Annotated in this window: 20 protein-coding genes; 7 read left to right on the top strand and 13 right to left on the bottom strand. The window is 75.5% G+C overall.

Annotation, left to right across the window (positions count from 1 at the left end):
- Window positions 1–11 precede the first annotated feature (11 nt).
- Window positions 12–1337: an MFS transporter gene (locus PGB27_RS08250; protein WP_274199882.1), complete on the top strand. Its 1326-nt coding sequence runs from the start codon at window positions 12–14 to the stop codon at window positions 1335–1337.
- Here PGB27_RS08250 and PGB27_RS08245 read toward each other — a convergent pair whose 3' ends face one another.
- Both PGB27_RS08245 and PGB27_RS08240 read right to left on the bottom strand, forming a co-directional pair.
- Entirely contained in the window at window positions 1338–2948 is a 1611-nt protein-coding gene (locus tag PGB27_RS08245; RefSeq protein ID WP_274199881.1) for an AMP-binding protein, read from the bottom strand.
- A gap of 72 nt (window positions 2949–3020) precedes the next feature.
- Window positions 3021–4349: an NAD(P)/FAD-dependent oxidoreductase gene (locus PGB27_RS08240; RefSeq protein ID WP_274199880.1), complete on the bottom strand. Its 1329-nt coding sequence runs from the start codon at window positions 4347–4349 to the stop codon at window positions 3021–3023.
- 175 nt (window positions 4350–4524) lie between these two features.
- On the opposite strand from PGB27_RS08240, the gene PGB27_RS08235 reads away from it, so the two are divergent.
- Both PGB27_RS08235 and PGB27_RS08230 read left to right on the top strand, forming a co-directional pair.
- Window positions 4525–5739, top strand: a complete 1215-nt coding sequence (locus PGB27_RS08235) for an MFS transporter (RefSeq protein WP_274199879.1) — start codon at window positions 4525–4527, stop codon at window positions 5737–5739.
- 251 nt (window positions 5740–5990) lie between these two features.
- Window positions 5991–6290 (top strand): hypothetical protein, encoded by a 300-nt coding sequence (locus PGB27_RS08230; RefSeq protein WP_274199878.1) that lies wholly within the window; start codon window positions 5991–5993, stop codon window positions 6288–6290.
- A gap of 52 nt (window positions 6291–6342) precedes the next feature.
- On the opposite strand, the gene PGB27_RS08225 is transcribed toward PGB27_RS08230, so the two are convergent.
- From PGB27_RS08225 to PGB27_RS08200, 6 genes are all read right to left on the bottom strand, one after another.
- Window positions 6343–6792 carry an ATP-binding protein gene (locus tag PGB27_RS08225; protein WP_274199877.1) on the bottom strand — a complete coding sequence of 150 codons (450 nt, stop codon included), beginning with the start codon at window positions 6790–6792 and terminating at the stop codon, window positions 6343–6345.
- 70 nt (window positions 6793–6862) lie between these two features.
- Window positions 6863–8359 carry a PP2C family protein-serine/threonine phosphatase gene (locus PGB27_RS08220; protein ID WP_274199876.1) on the bottom strand — a complete coding sequence of 499 codons (1497 nt, stop codon included), beginning with the start codon at window positions 8357–8359 and terminating at the stop codon, window positions 6863–6865.
- Window positions 8360–8460: 101 nt separating this feature from the next.
- On the bottom strand, window positions 8461–9396 hold the full coding sequence (locus tag PGB27_RS08215) for an RNA polymerase sigma-70 factor (protein ID WP_274199875.1): 936 nt from the start codon (window positions 9394–9396) through the stop codon (window positions 8461–8463).
- A complete protein-coding gene (locus PGB27_RS08210) occupies window positions 9393–10589 on the bottom strand; it encodes an NAD(P)/FAD-dependent oxidoreductase (RefSeq protein ID WP_274199874.1) in 1197 nt (398 codons plus the stop codon). Before PGB27_RS08210 ends, PGB27_RS08215 begins: the two co-directional genes overlap by 4 nt.
- 79 nt (window positions 10590–10668) lie before the next feature.
- The gene (locus PGB27_RS08205; RefSeq protein ID WP_274199873.1) at window positions 10669–10929 is read right to left on the bottom strand and encodes a hypothetical protein; all 261 of its coding nucleotides are present in this window, start codon (window positions 10927–10929) and stop codon (window positions 10669–10671) included.
- An 88-nt stretch (window positions 10930–11017) separates the two neighbouring features.
- On the bottom strand, window positions 11018–11767 hold the full coding sequence (locus PGB27_RS08200; RefSeq protein ID WP_274199872.1) for a phosphotransferase: 750 nt from the start codon (window positions 11765–11767) through the stop codon (window positions 11018–11020).
- Between the two features lie 92 nt (window positions 11768–11859).
- Between PGB27_RS08200 and PGB27_RS08195 the strand changes: the two genes are divergently transcribed.
- On the top strand, window positions 11860–12453 hold the full coding sequence (locus PGB27_RS08195) for an NADPH-dependent FMN reductase (RefSeq protein ID WP_274199871.1): 594 nt from the start codon (window positions 11860–11862) through the stop codon (window positions 12451–12453).
- A gap of 186 nt (window positions 12454–12639) precedes the next feature.
- Here PGB27_RS08195 and PGB27_RS08190 read toward each other — a convergent pair whose 3' ends face one another.
- Entirely contained in the window at window positions 12640–13263 is a 624-nt protein-coding gene (locus PGB27_RS08190) for a maleylpyruvate isomerase family mycothiol-dependent enzyme (protein ID WP_274199870.1), read from the bottom strand.
- Window positions 13264–13351: 88 nt separating this feature from the next.
- On the opposite strand from PGB27_RS08190, the gene PGB27_RS08185 reads away from it, so the two are divergent.
- Entirely contained in the window at window positions 13352–14152 is an 801-nt protein-coding gene (locus PGB27_RS08185) for an SDR family NAD(P)-dependent oxidoreductase (protein ID WP_274199869.1), read from the top strand.
- Window positions 14153–14184: 32 nt separating this feature from the next.
- Here the strand turns inward: PGB27_RS08185 and PGB27_RS08180 are convergent, their stop codons facing one another.
- Together PGB27_RS08180 and PGB27_RS08175 are read right to left on the bottom strand one after the other, a co-directional pair.
- Entirely contained in the window at window positions 14185–15660 is a 1476-nt protein-coding gene (locus PGB27_RS08180; protein ID WP_274199868.1) for an HNH endonuclease signature motif containing protein, read from the bottom strand.
- 55 nt (window positions 15661–15715) lie between these two features.
- Window positions 15716–16186, bottom strand: a complete 471-nt coding sequence (locus tag PGB27_RS08175) for a MarR family winged helix-turn-helix transcriptional regulator (protein ID WP_274199867.1) — start codon at window positions 16184–16186, stop codon at window positions 15716–15718.
- An 80-nt stretch (window positions 16187–16266) separates the two neighbouring features.
- Between PGB27_RS08175 and PGB27_RS08170 the strand changes: the two genes are divergently transcribed.
- On the top strand, window positions 16267–16761 hold the full coding sequence (locus tag PGB27_RS08170) for a VOC family protein (RefSeq protein WP_274199866.1): 495 nt from the start codon (window positions 16267–16269) through the stop codon (window positions 16759–16761).
- A gap of 4 nt (window positions 16762–16765) precedes the next feature.
- Here PGB27_RS08170 and PGB27_RS08165 read toward each other — a convergent pair whose 3' ends face one another.
- Complete coding sequence (locus tag PGB27_RS08165) at window positions 16766–17695, bottom strand: DUF5996 family protein (RefSeq protein ID WP_274199865.1); 930 nt, start codon at window positions 17693–17695, stop codon at window positions 16766–16768.
- A 122-nt stretch (window positions 17696–17817) separates the two neighbouring features.
- Here PGB27_RS08165 and PGB27_RS08160 point away from each other — a divergent pair, with 122 nt between their 5' ends.
- The gene (locus PGB27_RS08160) at window positions 17818–18237 is read left to right on the top strand and encodes a cupin domain-containing protein (protein WP_274199864.1); all 420 of its coding nucleotides are present in this window, start codon (window positions 17818–17820) and stop codon (window positions 18235–18237) included.
- A 19-nt stretch (window positions 18238–18256) separates the two neighbouring features.
- Here PGB27_RS08160 and PGB27_RS08155 read toward each other — a convergent pair whose 3' ends face one another.
- Entirely contained in the window at window positions 18257–18475 is a 219-nt protein-coding gene (locus PGB27_RS08155) for a hypothetical protein (RefSeq protein WP_274199863.1), read from the bottom strand.
- Between the last annotated feature and the right edge of the window lie 97 nt (window positions 18476–18572).

Genomic DNA, 18572 nt, shown 5'->3' with positions numbered 1-18572 from the left:
GAGGTCGAGCCATGGATCCCGACCCGGGTGCACGCCCTGCCCCGACCGCCGCCGAGACGCGACGGGTCGCGGGCGCGACGCTGATCGGCACGTCGATCGAGTGGTTCGACTTCTTCGTCTACGGCGCGGCCGCCGCGCTGGTGTTCAACAAGCTCTTCTTCCCGACGGCGAACCCCCTGACCGGCACGCTGCTCGCGCTGTCGACGTTCGGCGTCGGGTTCGTCGCCCGGCCGTTCGGCGGCGTCGTCTTCGCGCACTTCGGCGACCGCATCGGCCGCAAGTCGATGCTGGTGCTGTCGGTCGTGATGATGGGCGGCGGGACGTTCCTCGTCGGGCTGCTGCCGACGTACGAGACGATCGGGGTCGCCGCGCCGATCATCCTCGTACTGCTGCGCATCGTGCAGGGCATCGGCCTGGGCGGGGAGTGGGGCGCGGCCGCGGTGATGGCCGTCGAGTACGCGCCGCCGCACCGCCGCGGGTTCTTCGGCAGCTTCCCGCAGACCGGGGTGCCGGCCGGCATGCTCATCGCCAACACCTCGCTGCTGATCATGTCGGCGATCGTGTCGGACGAGGCCTTCCTGTCCTGGGGCTGGCGCGTGCCGTTCCTGGCCTCGATCGTGCTGGTCGCCGTCGGCATCGTCATCCGGCTGCGGGTGGCCGAGTCGCCGGTGTTCGAGCAGGCGAAGTCGGCCGGCAAGATCGAGCGCCAGCCGGTGCTCGCCGTCCTGCGCCGCCAGCCGGGGAACGTGCTGCGCGCCGCCGGCCTGCGGTTCGCCGAGAACAGCACGTTCTACATCCACACCACGTTCGTCCTGACCTACGGCACGGTCGTGCTGGGGATGCAGCGTGGCGACCTGCTGCTCGCGGTCATCGTCTCGTCGGCGATCGGGCTGGCCAGCATCCCGTTCTACGGCTGGGCCTGCGACCGGTTCGGCCGGAAGCCGGTCGTGCTGTGGGGCTCGCTGGTGCTGCTGCTCATGAGCTGGCCCTACTTCTGGGCGCTCGACACCCGGTCGGTCCCCCTGATCGTGCTGGCCACCGTGATCGCGGTGAACGTCGGCAACTCGGCGGTCTACGCGCCGCAGCCGGCGTACTTCTCCGAGCTCTTCGAGCCCGAGGTGCGCTACAGCGGGGCGTCCATCGGGGCGCAGGGCGCGAGCGTGTTCGCCGGCGGCCTGGCCCCGGTGATCGCCACCGCGCTGCTCGACGCGACCGGGGGCTACGACTGGATCGCGGTGTACATGTCGGCGATGGTGCTGATCACGATCGTCGCGGCGCTGCTCTCGCCGGACCCGTACCGGGCGTCGCTGCGCCGGGGCGAACCGGTCCCGGTGTAGTCAGTCCTCCCGCAGCGCGCGACGCAGGATCTTGCCCGTGGTGGTGCGGGGCAGCTCGTCCAGGAACTCGATCCCGGCGGGCACCTCGTGCGCGGCGAGCCGTGCCCGGACGTGCGCGCGCAGCTCGTCGGCCAGCTCCTCCGACGCCGTGACCCCGGGCCGCAGGACGACGAACGCCTTGGGCACCTGCCCGCGCCGCTCGTCGGGGACCCCGACGACCGCGGCCATGGCCACGGCCTCGTGCCCGCCCAGGCTCTGCTCGATCTCGCCCGGGCCGATCCGGTAGCCGGCCGAGGTGATGACGTCGTCCTTGCGGGACTCGAACCACACGTAGCCGTCCGCGTCCTGGCGGGCGAGGTCGCCGGTGAGCAGCCACTCCCCCCGGAACTTCTCCGCGGTCGCCGTCGGGTTGCGCCAGTACTCCAGCATCGTCGAGGGGGTCCGGCGGTCGAGCGCGAGCTCGCCCACCGTGTCCAGCACCGGCTCGCCGTCGTCGTCGAGCACCACCGCCGTGAACCCGGGCAGCGCCTTGCCGAGCGACCCCGGGCGGACGGGGTAGACCGACGCGCAGTTGCCGATGCAGGCGTTGAGCTCGGTCTGCCCGTACCCCTCGTTGACGGTCGCGCCGAAGAACTCCTCGCTCCACTTCAGCAGGTCCGCGCCCAGGGCCTCCCCGCCGGACGCGACGGACCGGAACGCGAAACCGCCACCCTCGATGCCGGACGCCCGGATGACCCGCAGGGCGGTGGCCGGCAGCAGGGTGAGCGTGACGTCGAACGTGCGCATGAGCCAGACCGCGCGCTCCGCGCTGAACGCCGGCTCACGGTCGACCACCACGGGCAGGCCGTGGAACCACGCCGGCACGAGGATGTCCATGATCCCGGCGATCCAGGCCCAGTCGGCCGGGGACCACAGCACGTCGTCCGGCTGCGGGTAGAACTCGAAGATCGCCTCGAACGCCGGCAGGTGCCCGAACACGATGCGGTGGGCGTGCAGCGCGCCCTTGGGGTCGCCGGTGGTGCCCGAGGTGTAGATGAGGAACGCCGGGTCCTCGGCCGCCGTGTCCACCGGGGTGAACGCCGGCGACGCGGCCGCCAGGGCGTCCTCGTACGACGCGGCGCCCGCGCCGCCGATCACCAGCAACGGGATCGGCTCGCCGCCGTCGTCCAGCGCCTCGCGCACCCGGTCGGCGTTGGCCGCGGCGGTCACGACGGCCTTCGCGCCCGCGTCCCGCAGCCGGTAGCGCAGGGCGTCGGGCCCGAACAGCGACGACAGCGGCAGGGCGATCGCGCCCATCCGGAACATCGCGACGAAGCCGACGCCGGTCTCGAACGACGCCGGGCTGACCAGCCCGACGACGTCGCCGCGCCCGACGCCGAGCGCGGCCAGCGCGTTCGCGAGGCGGTTCGCGGACTCCGTGACCTCGCCGAACGTGTGGTCGTGCGAGGTGCGGTCCCGCTCGACGACCGTCAGGGCGCGGGCGTCCGGGTCCTGCCGGTCGGCGCACGCGACCCCGAGGTTGAAGCGCTCCGGGATCGCCATCGTCGTGAAGTCGACCTGGCGCCAGAGCTCGTCGTAGCTCGACGCCGGGCGCAGCAGCGGGTGCTCCACGGCACCTCCCCCGGGTCCATGGGTGACGACGGTCACACGGTAGGGCGCCGGGGCCGGGCCGGGAAAGCCGTGTCAGCGCCCCACGTCGCCCGACGCGCGCTCGGGCGGGAAGGCCATCTGCGGGTGGTGGGGCACCTCGGGTGACGACGAGTCAAGCGGCACCGACACCGAGCGGACCAGGCCCAGCTGCGTCGACTGGCGCGGGAGGACGGCGTCGAGCAGCCAGTCGGCGGCGGTGCGCAGCCGGTTGCCGGGCATCGAGAGCAGGTGGTAGCCGCGGGCCACCGTCTTGGCGGGGAGGCCGGCGAGGCGCAGGTGCAGGGGGTTGGCGGCGGCGTCGGTGCCGCCGAGGTCGACGACGAACCCGAGGTCGCGGTGCTGGTACGGGCGGCACCGGCCACCCCGCAGCGACGCGGCGACGTTGCGGCCGGCGAGCTTGCCCTGGCGCTCGGCGTGCTGGGCCGTCATCGCGGTGTACTTGCCGGGGCGCCCGGGGTCGGGGACCGCGGACGCGTCACCGCAGGCGAAGACGTCGGGGTGCCCGGGCACCTGGAGGGTCCGGTCGACGACCAGCCGCCCCTCGGCGAGCTCCAGGCCGACGCCCTCGATGAGCGGATCGGGGCGGACGCCCACGCACCAGGCGAGGGTGCGGGTCGGCACCTGCTCGCCGCTGCGCAGCCGCACGCCGTCCTCGGTCACCTCCTCCACCGTCTCGCCGGTGCGCACCTCGACGCCCCGGTCGCGCAGGACGCGGTCGGCGGTGCGCCCGAGGTGGGGGTCGAGGCCGGAGAGGACCTCCCCCCGCGTGACGAGCAGCCAGCGCACCTCGTCCGCGGCGAGCCCGCGCGAGCGCGCGAGGTCGCGGGTGAACAGCACGCCCTGGGCCGCGACCTCCGTGCCCGTGTAGCCCGCGCCGACCACGACGAACGTGCAGCGGGCGCGGCGCTCCTCCGGGTCGTCGGCACCCGCCGCCAGGTCGATCTGCCGGATGAGGTGGTCGCGCAGGTAGAGCGCCTCGGGGATGCCGCGGAAGCCGTGTGCGTAGCGGCTGAGCCCGGGGATCGGCATGAGCTTGTGCACACTGCCGACCGCGAGCACGAGGCGGTCGTACCCCGTGGTGTGGTGCCGGCCCTCGGGGTCCATCCACCGCACGGTCCGCGCGTCGAGGTCGACGTCGTCGACCTCCCCCTGGGCGTGCGCCACCCCGCGCGGCAGGGTGTCGGCCAGCGACACGGAGATCCGCCGGGGCTCGACGACACCGCTCGCGACCTCGGGCAACAGCGGCAGGTAGAGGAAGTAGTTGGTCGGGCTGACCAGAATGACCTCCGCGCTGTCGCCCACCGTGCGGGCCAGCGCCTTGACGGCGTTGTAGCCGGCGAACCCGCCGCCCACGACGACCACCCGGGGCCGTCCGTCGGTCCGCTCCCCCGGTCGGCCTGCTCCACCCGCCGAGACCGCCTCGTCCCCTCGCGTCATGGCGGCAGGCGTCCCCCTCGGCTCCCGCCGCGAAACCGCGTGATCGCCGCCTACGCTGGAGGACGTGCTCCTCGACGCCCGGTCGGCCTGAGTGCCCCCGGTGCTGCGGCTCCGGACCCGGCCCCGCAGCGGTGCCCGCCCGCTGGCGACCTTCACGACGGCGTCCCTCGCCTTCGTCGTCGCCTGCGCGGCGGCCGGCGTCCCCGCGCCGCTCTACGTCGTCTACCAGCAGACGTACGGCGTCTCGACGGTCGCGCTCACCGGCGCCTTCGCGATCTACATCCTCCCGCTGCTCGCGGCGCTGCTGTGCTGCGGCAGCCTGTCCGACCACCTCGGCCGGCGGTGGGTCGGCGTGCCGGCCCTGCTGGTCGGCGCGGTCGCGTGCCTCGTGCTCGCCACCGTCGACTCGGCGGCGCCGCTGATCGTCGGGCGGGCGGTCCAAGGGCTCTCGGTCGGGCTCGCGCTGTCCGCCCTCGGCGCGTTCGTCGTGGACCTGACGCCGCCGTCGCGGCCGGGGCTGGCCGGCGCGGTGACCAGCGGTGCACCGCCCGGGGGCATCGCGATCGGCGCACTCGCCTCCGGCGCCGCGGTGCAGCTCGCGCCGGGCGGGGCGCCGGTCTGGTCGTTCGTGGTCGTCGCCGCGCTGCTCACGCTCGCGGCGATCGCCGTGGTGCTCCTGCCGGAGACGGTGACGCGCGGGAGCGGGGCCGCGGCCGTGCGGTCGCTGCGGCCGGTGGTCCGGGTCCCGACGAGCGCGCGCCCGGTGTTCGGGCTGGTCTGCCTGCTGGTCGCCGCGACCTACGTCCTGGGCGGCTTCACCCAGGCCCTGTCCCCGTCGCTGGCGGTCTCGGTGCTCGGGCGGGGCGACCTGTTCAGCGGGGCGCTCACCGTCGCCGTCTACCACCTCGCCGGGCCGGTCGCGGGCCTGACCGCGAACCGGCTGCGCGCCACCCGGGCGCTCGCGGGTGGGGCGGCGGGCCTGGTGGTGGGCGTCGCCGGGTTCGTCGGGGCGATCGCCGTCGGGAGCTTCGCCGCGTACCTCGCCGCGGCCGTCGTCGCCGGGGCGGGCTTCGGCGTCGCGTTCGCCGGGGCCATGCGGGTCCTGCTCGAGCGCAGCCCGGACGGCGCGCACGCCGGCACCCTCAGCGCGGTCTACCTGTTCTGCTACCTCGCCGCCGCCGTCACGAGCATGGTCGCCGGGGTGGCCGTCGACGTGTGGGGTCTGGCGCCGGTGGCGGTCGTGCTGTTCGGGCTCGTCATCGTCATGGTCGCGGTGGGCGCGGTCGGGTCGGTGCTGCGCGTGCGCTCTGCGTGATCCCTGCGCCGACGGGGCGATCCGATGCCCGCGGGCGTGCGCCGTCCGGGTGTCACGATCCGGCCGACCGAGGGACACGCTGGGCGACCGTCGGCCGCATCTCGCTACCCACCGTCACTCGTCAGCGTGACGGTGTCCCGAGGCGTCACCACTCCTCGGAGTGGTCGTTGGGAGGTCGTGGTCACCGACCGGGCCGCCTGCCCGGCCGCGTGACCGCGCTCCCCCGACATGCTCTCCGAGGAGTACACACGTTGATCAAAAAGCTGGGTGTGGTCACGGTCGGCGTCGCCGCGAGCCTGCTCGCCGCCGCCCCGCTCGCGTCGGCCACCGAGTGCCACGACGAGCACGAGCACCACGAGCGCGAGTCCAGCGGAGACTGCAACGTCACCGGCGGCTCGGCCGAGGCGAACGGCGGCATCAGCGGCGACTCGTTCCTCGGCAACGCCCTCGCGCAGGCCCCGGTCGGCGGCGCCAACATCCTGAACATCTCCTGCAACGAGATCCTGAACGACAACCTCAGCGGCAACTCGGTGTCGATCGACGTCCTCTAGCACCGACGCCCGATCGCCGGCTGACGGGGCGCGGCCTCCTCGACCCGCCCCGTCAGTGCTGCGGTCGACCCGTGGCGTGGTGCAGGTACCGGGTGAGGGCGAGCTCCGTGCCGCCCGGCCCCGACTCGACGGCCACGTCGTCGACGAGCTGACGCATCATCGCCAGCCCGCGTCCGCGGCCGGTGGTCTCCCGCCCGGGCGCCTGCCAGATCCCGTCGTCGCCGACGGTGATGACCAGCGCGTCGTCGACGGCCCGCGCGGTGAGCGTCATCGTGCCGACCGACGACGCCGACACGAAGGCGTGGTCGCAGCAGTTCTCGAGCGCCTCGGACGTCGCCATGACGAGGTCCTCGACGAGGTCGGCGTCCAGGTGGTCCTCGCCGAGCCACGCCGACAGCCGGTGGCGCAGCGTCCGCACGTGGTCCGCGCGCGCGGGCACGCTGACCCGCAGGGGTTCGGGCCAGGCGGTGTCGTCGTCACCGGCGGCGTCTGGTGTCGTCATCGCGGCGGTGGGATTGCCCCGGCACCGCCCTCCTCAACCCGGTGCAGCCTCCCTCGACCGGTCGGACGCATCACCCCCCGGGACGCCGTCCCGCCCGGATGACCAGCAGCGCGGTGTCGTCGAGCGCCGCGCCGTCGGCGTGGGCGTCGACGGCCGCGAGCACGCCGTCGGCGGTGACGTCGGCGCTCCCCGCCGGGTCGAGGCCCTCGACGACCGCCAGCAGGCCCTCGAGCTCCAGCTCGCCACCACCGGCCGGACGGGCCTCGGTGACGCCGTCGGTGACGAGGATCAGTCGGTCGCCGACGTCCAGGGCCACGCGCTCCAGGGCGACCCGCGGCTCCTCGCGGATGCCCAGCGCGCGGCCCCCGCCCTCGAGGGCGACGACGGTGCCGTCCCGGCGCTGCAGGACCGCCGGCGGGTGCCCGGCGCTCGCGACGCCGATCGCGAGCCCCTCGGCCTCCGTCCGCGGCGCCATGCCCGCGTAGACGGCGGTGACGAAGCTCGGGCGCTGGTCGAACCACACGTGCAGCACCCCGTGCAGGGCCGCGAGGACGGCGGCCGGGTCCTCGTCGGTGTGCCCGAGCGCGCGCACCGTCGATCGCGCCAGCGCCGTGGTCCGGGCCGCGTGGGGGCCCTTGCCGCAGACGTCACCGACGACCGCGCCCCAGCCGTCGGGCGTGGGGAACAGGTCGTAGAAGTCGCCGAGCACCGAGGCGCCGGTGCCGGGCCGGTGGCGGGCGGCGACCTCGACGCCGGGGAAGGCGGGCAGGCGCGCCGGCAGGAGGCTCTGGCGCAGGGTCGCGGCGAACTCGTCGGCCTCCGCGGCGTGCTCCTCGGCGAGCTTCGCCAGCCGCTGCGCATCGGCGGCGAGCTGGTCGGACGTCGCGGCCTGTATCCCCGCCGAGCGGGCCTGCTCGCGGTAGCGGACGACGGCGGCGTCCGCCTCCCGGGCCTGGACCCCGGCCTCGCGGGCCTGCCGGCCGGCCTCCGCGGCGGCGTGGTCCGACGCCGCGGCGCGGCGCGCGGCCGCCGACCCCTCGGCCCGCGACCGGGCCAGCGCCGAGCGCAGGGCGACCTCGCCGGTCGCGGCCTGGGCGAGGGTGGTCAGGACGTCGCGGTCGTGGTCGGACCAGGAGTGGCGGTCGGCGTCGACCGCGCACAGCACCCCGATCGCCGCGCCCTCCGGGTCGCGCACGGGGACGCCGGCGAAGGCGCGGACGTCGGTGAAGGTGGTCTCCACCCAGCCGCGGGCGTGCGGCTCGTCGCCGGCCTCCTCGACCCACGCGGCCGCGTCCTGCCCGAGCACGACGGAGCACAGCGACCGCTCGACCGGCGTCCCCCGCTGCCGGGCGTCCCGCGCCGCGGGCGTCGCGGTCCCGGGCCCGGCCGCGCTGCGCAGGAAGGCGCGATCGTCGCTGACGAGCCACACGGCCCCGAGCGCCACGCCGGTGAGCGAGGTGGCCAGGCGGGCGAGCCGGTCGAACGCGTCGTCGGCGTCGGCGTCGAAGAGGCGCGCGGGCGCCCGGCCCGCCGACGTCGCCACGGCGCTGTCCCTGATGGTCGCCACCGCACCTCCCCGGTCGTCGGTGAACGACACCATCCTGCCCTGGGACCACGCGGACGCCGACCACGTCCGACGACCTCACGCTGCGCCGTCGGACCGGGACGTCACCGCGCGGCGTCGTCCCCCGGCGGCCGCCGCCGGGCGATGGCCTCCTCGCGCAGCCGCCAGGCGTCCGCGACGGGCCCCAGGTGGCGGAGCTTGTCGGGATTGACCACCGTGCGGATCGTCTGGATGCGCCCGTCGGAGACGTCGAGGGCGAGCACCGCGACGAGGAGGCCGTCGCGGTCGCGCACGACGACGCCGGGCTGGTCGTTGACCTGCTGCGACGCCACCTCGGCCACCCCGTCCATGAGCGTCGCGAAGCCGGCGAGGAGCCGCGCGACCCGGGTGGGACCGGCGACCGGGCGGGCGAAGGCCGGACCCTTGCCGCCGCCGTCGGCGACCGCCGACACGTCGGCGGCGAGGAGCTCGGTGAGCCCGTCGAGGTCGCCCTCGCGCAGCGCGTCGACGAAGCGGGCGGCGAGCTCCTCGCGCTCGCGACGGTCGGCCTCGAACCGCGGGCGCCCCTCCTCCATGTGCCGGCGGGCGCGCACCGCGAGCTGCCGGCACGCCTCCTCCGAGCGCCCGACCGCCCGCGCGATCTCCGGGAAGCCGAACCCGAACACCTCCCGCAGCACGAACACCGCGCGCTCGGTCGGGGTGAGGCGCTCGAGGAGCAGCAGCGCCGCCATCGACACCGAGTCCGCGAGCTCCGCCGAGCGCTCCGGGTCCTCGTACGGGTCGTCGAGCAGGGGCTCCGGGAACCACGGCCCGACGTAGGCCTCCCGTCGCACCCGCGCCGAGCGCAGCACGTCGATCGCGACGCGCGTGACCACCGCCGAGAGGAACGACTTCACCGACACCGGCTCGGTCGTCGACGACTCGTAGCGCAGCCAGGTCTCCTGCACCGCGTCCTCCGCCTCCGCGACGCTGCCGAGGATGCGGTAGGCGATCGCGAACAGCAGCGACCGGTGCGCGGTGAACTCCTCGGTGCGGGTCACGCGGCCGACCCTGCCGGAACCGGACGCGTGGCCGCGGCGTGCGGCCACCGCACGGCGCCGGGGAACCGGCGCTCGACGCCGATCGCGGCCACGGTGCCCCGGGTCTGGAACCACTTCGTGGCCAGGGCCGTCCGCCCGGTGACCGCCCGGCCCCGCGCGGTGTCCCGGCGGTCGGTGGGCTGCAGCACGGCGTGGCGGCGGCCCAGGCTGACCACGCGGGCGGTGAAGCCGAGGTCGAGGGGGCGGGCGTCGGGGGTGCCGAGCGCCTCGGCCACCAGGAGGTCCGCCGCGTGCGCGGCCGACGGGAACGCGTACTGGCAGGACATGCTGTAGCGGCCGCCGCCCGGCGCAGGGGCGTGCCCGGCGTCGCCGACCGCGAGCACGTGGTGGTGGGTGAGCGCGCGCAGCCGCGTGTCGGTGAGCACGGCGCCGCGCTCGTCGACGCCGAGCCCGGCGTTCCAGGCCAGCGACGGGGCGGAGAACCCGCCGCACCAGACCGTGAGCGCCGCGGGCAGCGCGTCGCCGTCGTCGAGGAGCACGCGGTCGGGTTCCACGGCCGTCACCCTCCTCCCGCCGACGGCCTCCACGCCCAGCGTCCCCAGGGTGCGCCGGACGTGCTCGGCGCCGTGCGGGGTGAACCACGCGCCGACCTCCCCGGTGGTCACCAGCCGGACCCGCAGGTCCGGGCGGCTCTCGGCCAGCTCGGCGACCGTCTCGAGCCCGGTGAACCCGCCCCCGACGACGGCGACGTCCGACCCGGCGCCGACCCCGTCCAGCGCCTGCCGCAGACGCCGGGCGGCGCCGATGTCGCCCACGGCGTGCGCGTGCTCGCCGCCGGGCACCGGCACCTCCGTGGTGCTGCCCGTGGCGAGGACGAGCCGGTCGAACGGGACGGTGCGGGGCCCACCGGGACCGGCGACGACCGCCCGGCCGGTGTCGAGGCCGAGGTCGGTGACCTGGCCCTCGACGAACCGGACGCCCGTCCCCAGCATCGTGGACAGGGTCGGCGCGGGGACCCGCTGCCCGACCGCGACGTGGTGCAGGCGGAGGCGGTTGACGAAGCCGGGCCGTGGGTTCACGACGGTGACGTCCACCCGCCCCGCCGCCCGTCCGGCCAGGCGCACGGCGGCCGTGGCCCCCGCGTACCCGGCACCCACGACCAGGACCTGCATGCGCTGCGCTGCTGTGCTCATGTCCCCCAGACGAGACGGGCGGCCCGGGCTGTGACACCGGCCGGCGGTGCCGGGCGCGGCGGGGTCGTCACGGGGTCGATCAGGCCCGGCGGCGTCCCGTCACGTCGGCCTCGGCGCGGGTGACGAGGCGGTCGAGGTCGATCTCGGCCGGCAGCCCCGCGCCGCGCGCGTGGGCGACGGCGGCGTCCAGGAGGCGGGCGACGCGGTCGGCCACCTCGGTCTCCACGACCCGCACGCGTCCCGGCACCGTCAGGCGCACCCCGACGTCGTCGGGACCCCGCCGCAGCGAGACGGCGACGAGCCGGGCGTCGGGGTGCTCGGAGCGCACCAGGTCGACCACACCGACCAGCGTGGTGGGTCGCGCGGGGCGCCGGGAGCCGCAGCGCCGCGCCGTCACGCACTGTTCGCGCACCCGACATCACCGGACGTCAGGCGCCGGTCCGCAGGTCGTCGAGCGCGGTCGCCACGAGCGCGTCGTCGCCGGTGTCGAGGCCGTGGACCACCGCGTAGCAGGGGCCCACGGCACGCCAGTCGCGGGCGCGGGCGGTGAGGTCCTCCCCGTAGGCCTCGATCGCCGCGGGCGCGTGGCCGGTGTCGAGCAGCAGCCACTCGAGGTCCTTGGCGGGGTCGCCGGCGCGGGCGTCGCCCCAGTCGATGACGCCGGTGAGCTCCCCGTCGACGACCAGCACGTGCTCGGCGCGCAGGTCGCCGTGGACGACGGCGGACGGCGGGACCTCGCGCAGGCGGTCGAGGGCCGCCCGCAGTCGCCGGTCGTCGGGCAGGCGCGGGGCGACCTCGGTCTCGAAGCGCGCGAAGGCGCGGCGTCGCCACCCCGCGGTGGTGGCGGCGTCGGGCAGGCCCCGGGCGACGGCGTCGGCGAGCGGGACGTCGTGCAGCGCGCGCAGGAACGCACCGAGGCGTCGGGCGTGGTCAGCGGTCGGGGCGTCCAGCGCGGAGCCCGGGACCAGCGCGTGCCGCACCGTCAGGGGTGCCTCGCCGACCACGACGGGCCGGGGCACCGCCAGCGGCAGCCGGTCGGCGAGCCAGGGCAGGAGGTGGGTCTCGCGACGCAGGCCGGCCTCGGCGTCGGGACGGCGGGCGGTGCGCTCGACCCAACGGTCGTCGACCAGCACGGCGACGCGGTCCCACCCGGTTCCGAGCGGGACACGGCGGGGCACCGTCCCACCGTGACGGACGCCCGCGCGCGCCGCGCGCCGGCGAGGAGGAGGATGGTTGTAGGAACAACCATCCGAGCCATCGGAGGAGCCCCATGACGCAGGCCGAGCGCCGCCCGCTGCTGCAGATCATCGTCGCGAGCACCCGCCCCGGGCGGATCGGCGACCCGATCGCGCGCTGGTTCGCCGACTACGCGCGGGCCTCCGAGGGCTTCGAGGTGGAGATCGTCGACCTCGCCGACGTCGACCTGCCGATGTTCGCCGAGCCGGAGCACCCGCGCCTGGGCCGCTACACGCTGGACTCGACGAAGGCCTTCAGCGCGACGGTCGCCCGCGCGGACGCCTTCGCGATCGTGCACCCCGAGTACAACCACAGCTACAACGCCGCGCTGAAGAACGCGCTCGACCACCTCAACCAGGAGTGGGCCGGCAAGCCCGTCGCGCTCATCGGCTACGGCGGCGTCGCCGCGGGTGCGCGCGCCGCCGAGGCGCTCCTGCCCGTGCTGCTCGCGCTGCGCATGGTGCCGGTCGCCGCCACCGTGCCGATCCCGTTCGCGGCCAAGCACGTCAGCGGCGAGGGCGACGCGCGCACCTTCGACCCCGCGCCCGAGACCGAGGCCGGCGCCAAGGCCGCGCTCGACGGGATCACCGAGTGGCTCGGGACGCTGGGGCTGCGCGGGGCACGCTGAGGCGGCTCCTCAGGCGTCGACGGTCCGGGTCGCGGCCAGCTCGCTGAGCAGCGGGCGGAGGGACGCGGACGCCGGAGAGCTCGGCGGGGTCGGGCAGGGCACCGACGATCGCCGCCGTCTCGATGCCGAAGAGGACCTCGCCACCGGTGTGGTCCCGAACGGGCGGGAAGTACCCGAGCCGCGTGCTCAGCTCCCTGCGACGAGGGCGGCGAGGCCCGGTCCCGCGAGCTCGTCGGGGCGCACCGGGCGCCCGCTGACCGCGAGGAGGAGCGCCAGCGCCGTGCCCCGCACCTCCGGGCCGTCGCCGATCACGACGTCGGCGTCCGTGGCCCGCAGACGCAGCGGGGCCATGCGCTCCTTCGCGCCGCCGAACGACGCCGGGGTGCGCACCTGGAGCCGGAGCGCGCGGACGACCGCGTCGATCGGGTAGGTGTGCGCGAGGCCGAGGGGCCGGCGGACGTCCTCGCCGTGCACCACCTCCTCGACCAGGCGGGTGTCCAGCGGCGCGGGTGGCGACCCGGTCCGCGTGACGACGCGGGCGAGCCGCTCGAGGGTCTCCGCCGGTGCCGCCCCACGCTCGCGGGCGACGCCGCGCTCATTGAGCCGGTCGAAGTCGAAGCGGGCCCGGACCAGCGCGGCCACGAAGCCGAGCTTCGTCGTCCGGGCGCTGTCGACGAGGTGGGCGACGACGTCGTGCACGCTCCACCCCGCGCACGCTGACGGCGTGTCCCACCGCGCGGCGTCGACCCCGCGCAGGTCCTCGACCAGCGCCGCGCGCTCCGCGTGCACCATCGTCCAGACGTCGTCCACGGCGGGTCCTCCCGCGATCCTGTCCATGCCGGGTGGGACGGCCGGCACGGCGGAGAATCATCGCCCCGCCGTGGGGCACCCCCCGGCCATGGCTCCCACCCGACCGCTCGCCCTCGTCACCGGTGGCTCGTCCGGCATCGGCTACGAGCTCGCCGCCGAGCTCGCCCGCCGCGGCCACGACGTCGCGATCTCCGGGCAGAGCGGGCGCGTGCACGAGGCCGCGGTGTCGCTCCGCGAGCTCGGTGTCGACGTCTTCCCGCTGCAGGCCGACGCCGCGACGTACGAGGGCGTGGAGGCCTTCTGGACGTTCGTCGCCGACCTCGACCGCCCCCTCCACGTGGCCTGCCTGAACGTCGGCGTCGGGGTCGGTGGGGCGTTCGCCGACACCGACCTCGACGACGAGCTGCGCATGATCGCGATCAACTGTGCGGGCACCGTGCACATGGCCAAGCGCGTCGTGCGCGCGATGCTCGCGCAGGGCCCGGACCAGGGCGATCGGCGCATCCTCGTCGTCTCCTCGACCTCGGCGACCACCCCCACCCCGTACGAGCCGGTCTACGGGCCGACCAAGGCGTTCGGGTTCTCCTTCGCCGAGTCGATCCGCGAGGAGCTGCGCGCCGACGGCATCACCGTCACCGCGCTGCTGCCCGGGGCGACCGACTCCGAGTTCCACCACCGCGCCGGCATGGGCGACACCCGCTTCGGCGACGACAGCTGGAAGAACGACCGGACCCAGGTCGCGCGCCAGGGCATCGACGCCCTGATGGCGGGCGACGACCACGTCGTCGGCGGCGACGAGGCCACCCAGCAGCAGGTGGCCGAGAACCGGCAGATGTCCGAGCCCGACAAGGCCGCGCGGCAGGGCGAGCTGGCCCGCCCGTCGCGCTGACCGCTGCCCCCATCCCCGAGGTGTCTCCGCGTTCAGAGGGGGACGCGGGGCCGTCCGCCGGGGCGGGGTCGTCGTTGGGTGTCGACGACCCAGGGCGGGGTGAACCAGGGCGTGCCGTCGACCATCGCGATCTGCCAGCCGCCGCGGTGGACGAGCTGGTGGTGGAACCGGCAGAGCAGGCACATGTTGTGCAGGGCGGTGTCGCCGCCGTCGAGCCAGTGGCGGATGTGGTGGGCGTGGCAGCGTCGGGGGCGCCGGGTGCAGCCGGGGAACGCGCAGCCGCCGTCGCGGAGGTTGAGCGCGCGGCGCAGGGCGTCGGGGGCGGTGCGCTGGCGGCGGCCGACGTCGAGGGGTTCTGATGTCGATCCGAGGATCATGGGGACGATCTCGGCGTCGCAGGCCCAGCGGCGCACGGTGGCCGGGTCGACGGGGTGCCCGGAGTCCAGGGTGCCGTAGCCGCCGCGCTCGCCGAGGGCCGCGCAGAGCCAGCGGTGGTCGATGGTGACCGTGAGCAGCGCGCGGCCGGGCCGCTCGGTCCAGCTGCCGGCCGGCGTCGAGGGGTCGGGGCGGCGCGGCGCGGGGATCAGCGCGAGCGGGCGCTCGCCCTCGCAATGGGTGTCCTCGGGCTCGACGTCCGTGCCCGGCTCGACCTCGGGCCCCGCGTCAGCGCACGGCTCGCCGTCGCGGGTGGCCGCGCCATCGGTGTCGGCGTCGGTGTCGATGTCCGTGTCGGCGTCGGGTGCGGGCTCGTCGTCGCGGTGCTCGTGGCGGGTGTCGGTCGCCAGGCCGCGGGGGCCGCGGGCGTCCTGGACGAGCTCGGTGAACGCGTCGGCGTTGCGCTTGACCAGGCCTCGCTCGTCCTCCGCGCCGGCCGGCGCGGCGAGGACGCCGAACACCTCGATGACCATCTCGGCGTCCATCGGGTCTCCGAGACGGCCCTTGAACACCAGCGACCCGTCGCGGCGCCGGTGCAGCCGCAGCTCGTCGAACTCGTCCTGCCCGTCGCGCGGGGCCGCACCGTCGGGGTCGTAGAGATCGACGATGCCCTGGGCCAACCGTCGCAGCAGCCGCGGCGGCAGCACCCGCGCCTGCTCGGCCAGCGTGCGTTCCACCCCGCACCACTCCTGGGCCGGCGGCGGGGTCGCGAGCCCGGCGAGGTGGCGCATCGTCTCCCGGATGATCTTCACATGGGCCGGGTCGATCGCGCCGGCGGCCAGCGCGTCGGCGGTGGCCGGCAACCGGGCGGGCAGCAGCTCCCCGGTCACCGCGGTCCGCGCGCACAGGTCGCCGGCCTCGGCCACCAGGCGCGTGGCGTCGGCGCGGTCGAGGTTGTCCCGGTCGGCGAGCAGCGCCTCGGTCGAGCGGTAACCGGTGGCCACCGCGGTGCCGAGGTCGGCGAGCGCGGCGATGGCCTGCAGGCGGCGGTGGTAGCCGGCGCGCTGGGCGACCACGTCCGCGCGGGCACGCTCGAGCGCCTCCCGCTCGGCCGCACCCACCTGTTCGCTCATGTGTTCGACCGTAGCCCGGACCCCCGACACCCAGACCCCGAACGCTGAGACCGCCTCAGGAACCCTTCGCCCGGTCCTGCTCCACCCGCGCCAGGACCTCGTCGGAGATCGCCGCCCAGGCCTCGACCTGCCGGTCGTCCAACCCGTCGAACACCAACGCCCGCACCGCCTCGACGTGCCCCGGCGCCGCCTGTTCGATCGCCCGACGGCCCTCGATGCTCAGGACGATGAACGCCCCGCGCGCGTCGTCGGGACAGTCCTGGCGCTCCACGAGGCCGCGCTTCTGCATCCGCGCGAGGTGGTGGGACAGCCGGCTCTTCTCCCACTGCAGCCCGTCGGCGAGCTCCTGGACGCGCAGGGGCGCGTCGCGTTCGCTCAGGGCCACGAGCACGTCGAAGTCGGCGAGCGAGATCCCCGATTCGGCCTGCAGCCGGCGTCCGAGCTGCGCCTGCAGCTGCGCCTGCATCGCGAGGTATCCGCGCCACGCGCGCTGCTGGTGGTCGTCGAGCCACCGGGGGCCGGCCATGTCATCGATGCTACTCGTTGACGTGTCACCGAACAGGAGGCAAGATAGGTGACACGTCAACCTCTACCGGGGAGAGTCCGATGACCGTCGACACCGCCACCCTCGACGCCGAGCGGGACCGCATCCGCGACGCCCACCTCAAGCCCCTCGCCGAGCGGCCCGCGTCCACCGCGCGCGGGCTGCACCACACGGCCCTGGTGTCGAGCGACGTCGAGCGGACCGTGCGCTTCTACCAGGACGTGCTCGGCTTCCCGCTCACCGAGCTGATCGAGAACCGCGACTACCCCGGCTCGTCGCACTTCTTCTTCGACATCGGCAACGGCAACCTCGTCGCCTTCTTCGACTTCCCCGGCCTCGACGTCGGGCCCTACGCCGAGGTGCTCGGCGGCCTGCACCACCTGGCCATCAGCGTCGAGCCGGAGCGCTGGTCGGAGCTCGTCGCGCGCCTCGAAGAGGCCGGCGTCGAGCACGAGGTCCACAGCGGGGTGTCGGTCTACTTCCGCGACCCCGACGGCGCGCGCATCGAGCTCATCGCCGACCCGCTCGGCGAGATGTACGGCCACCAGGTGCTCTGAGCCCCTACCGCGGCGAGGCGCGCCGCACGGGGTCGTCCTCGAGCTCGGCGCGGTCCCAGTCGCCGTGGTCGGCGGCCGCCTCGTAGGTGTCCTGGAGGAACTCGAGCAGCGTGGCCTCCGGGTCCGCGCTGGTGCGCACGGCCTCGTAGGGCAGCAGGAACTGGCCGCCGGCCTCGTAGTAGTACGCCTCGGCGGGGCGCACGGGGTGCTCGCGGAAGCCGGCCGGCTCCGGGTAGGCGTAGGCGTAGAAGGCGCCCTCCTCGCCGCCGCCCGGCCAGAACCCGGCGCTGGACAGCTCGTGCGAGTAGCCCTCGACCATCACCCAGTCCCCGCAGTTGGGCGCGCCGCCGGGGTGGTCGGGGGCGCGACGTCCGGAGAAGCGGGTGACGGCCATGTCGAAGCTGCCCCAGAAGAAGTGGACGGGGCTGACCTTGCCGATGAAGCGCGAGCGGAACTGCGCCAGCACGCGGTCGGTCGCCACGAGCTGGCCCCAGAAACGGTGCACGGCGTCGGCGTCGTAGCTCGCGTGCTCGTCGTCCTCCTCGAACGGGATCGCGCGCACGACCTCGACCGGCCGCGTGCTGATCGGGATGTCGAGACCGAGGTCGTCGAGCGCGCGGCGCGTCTCCGCCCAGAACGCGGACACCGGCTTCGGCTCGAGCGTGACCGTGCGCTCCTCGCCGCTGCTCACGCGGAGGCGCAGCCGGTGGGCGACGAAGTCGAACTCCGCGTCGAACAGCCGCCGGCCCCACGGGACGGACGAGGTGGTGAGGCCGCGCGGCGAGACGTAGAGCGGCACCTGCCACCAGTGGTTGACCATCGGCGCCGCCGCCAGGCGGATCTTGCCGATCACCTGCGTCCACATGTGCAGCGTGTCGCGGGTGTCCTCCCAGTCCGCGACGCGCAGCGACGGCCAGCCCTCGTCCATGGTCATGGCCGCGAAGGTACGCGGCCCCGACCTGGCTCAGCCCGGCATGTGCGGGACGGGCAGGGACGGACGGGGCGGCACCGACGGACGTCTTCCGTACAGGACGCCCGGGTCCGCACGCTGGGCCCATGGACGCAGCGAGCATCGAGCGCGCCGACGAGGGCGGCTTCCCCTACCTCCTGCACGAGGGCGAGGCGCCCGTGCGGGCGCAGTGGTACTTCCGCACGCAGACGCGGCTCCCGGTGGCCGTGCACCGCTGGGTGTTCCCGCCCGGCGCGACCGAGGGCAACCACGTCCACCCCCACGACGAGCCGCTCGACGAGCTCTACCTGCTCGTCGCGGGCCGGGCGACGATGACGCTCGGCGAGCAGCGGGTCGAGATGGTCGCCGGCGACGCGCTGCTCGCCCCCGCGGGCGTCGAGCACGGGGTGCGCAACGACGGGCCGGAGCCCGCGGAGTTCGTCGTCGTGTGGGGGCGGCCCGGCGAGGGCTTCGACTGGACGCCGTACGGGACGGGCCGGGCGGCGGCGGAGGCCGCGACGACCTGACCCGAGGGGCGGGCGACGGTCAGTCGTGGTCGGGCCGGGGGGTGCGGAACGGCGGGGTGGGGCGGTCGCGCAGCTCGTCGGCGAGGGTGTCCCCGTCGGGTTCGGGGTCCGGGAAGACGTCGGGGGCGTGGTGCTCGCCGGCGCCCGAGGCCTCGGTCGGGGCGCCCTGGCCGGAGTCGGCGGCGGTGATGTCGTCGGACCCGTCACGCCCGGGCACGATGAACGGCTCGTCGGTCATACCCGACCCTGACGTACGCAGGCGAACGGCAGGTGAACCCGGCGGCGCACCGGCGCGGCCGCGCGGTGTCCCGACCGGCGGGATTCCTCGCACGGTG

This window comes from Actinomycetospora lemnae (genome assembly GCF_028737315.1).
Taxonomy (GTDB): Bacteria; Actinomycetota; Actinomycetes; order Mycobacteriales; family Pseudonocardiaceae; genus Actinomycetospora; species Actinomycetospora lemnae.
This window is presented reverse-complemented; position numbering and strand designations above follow the sequence as displayed.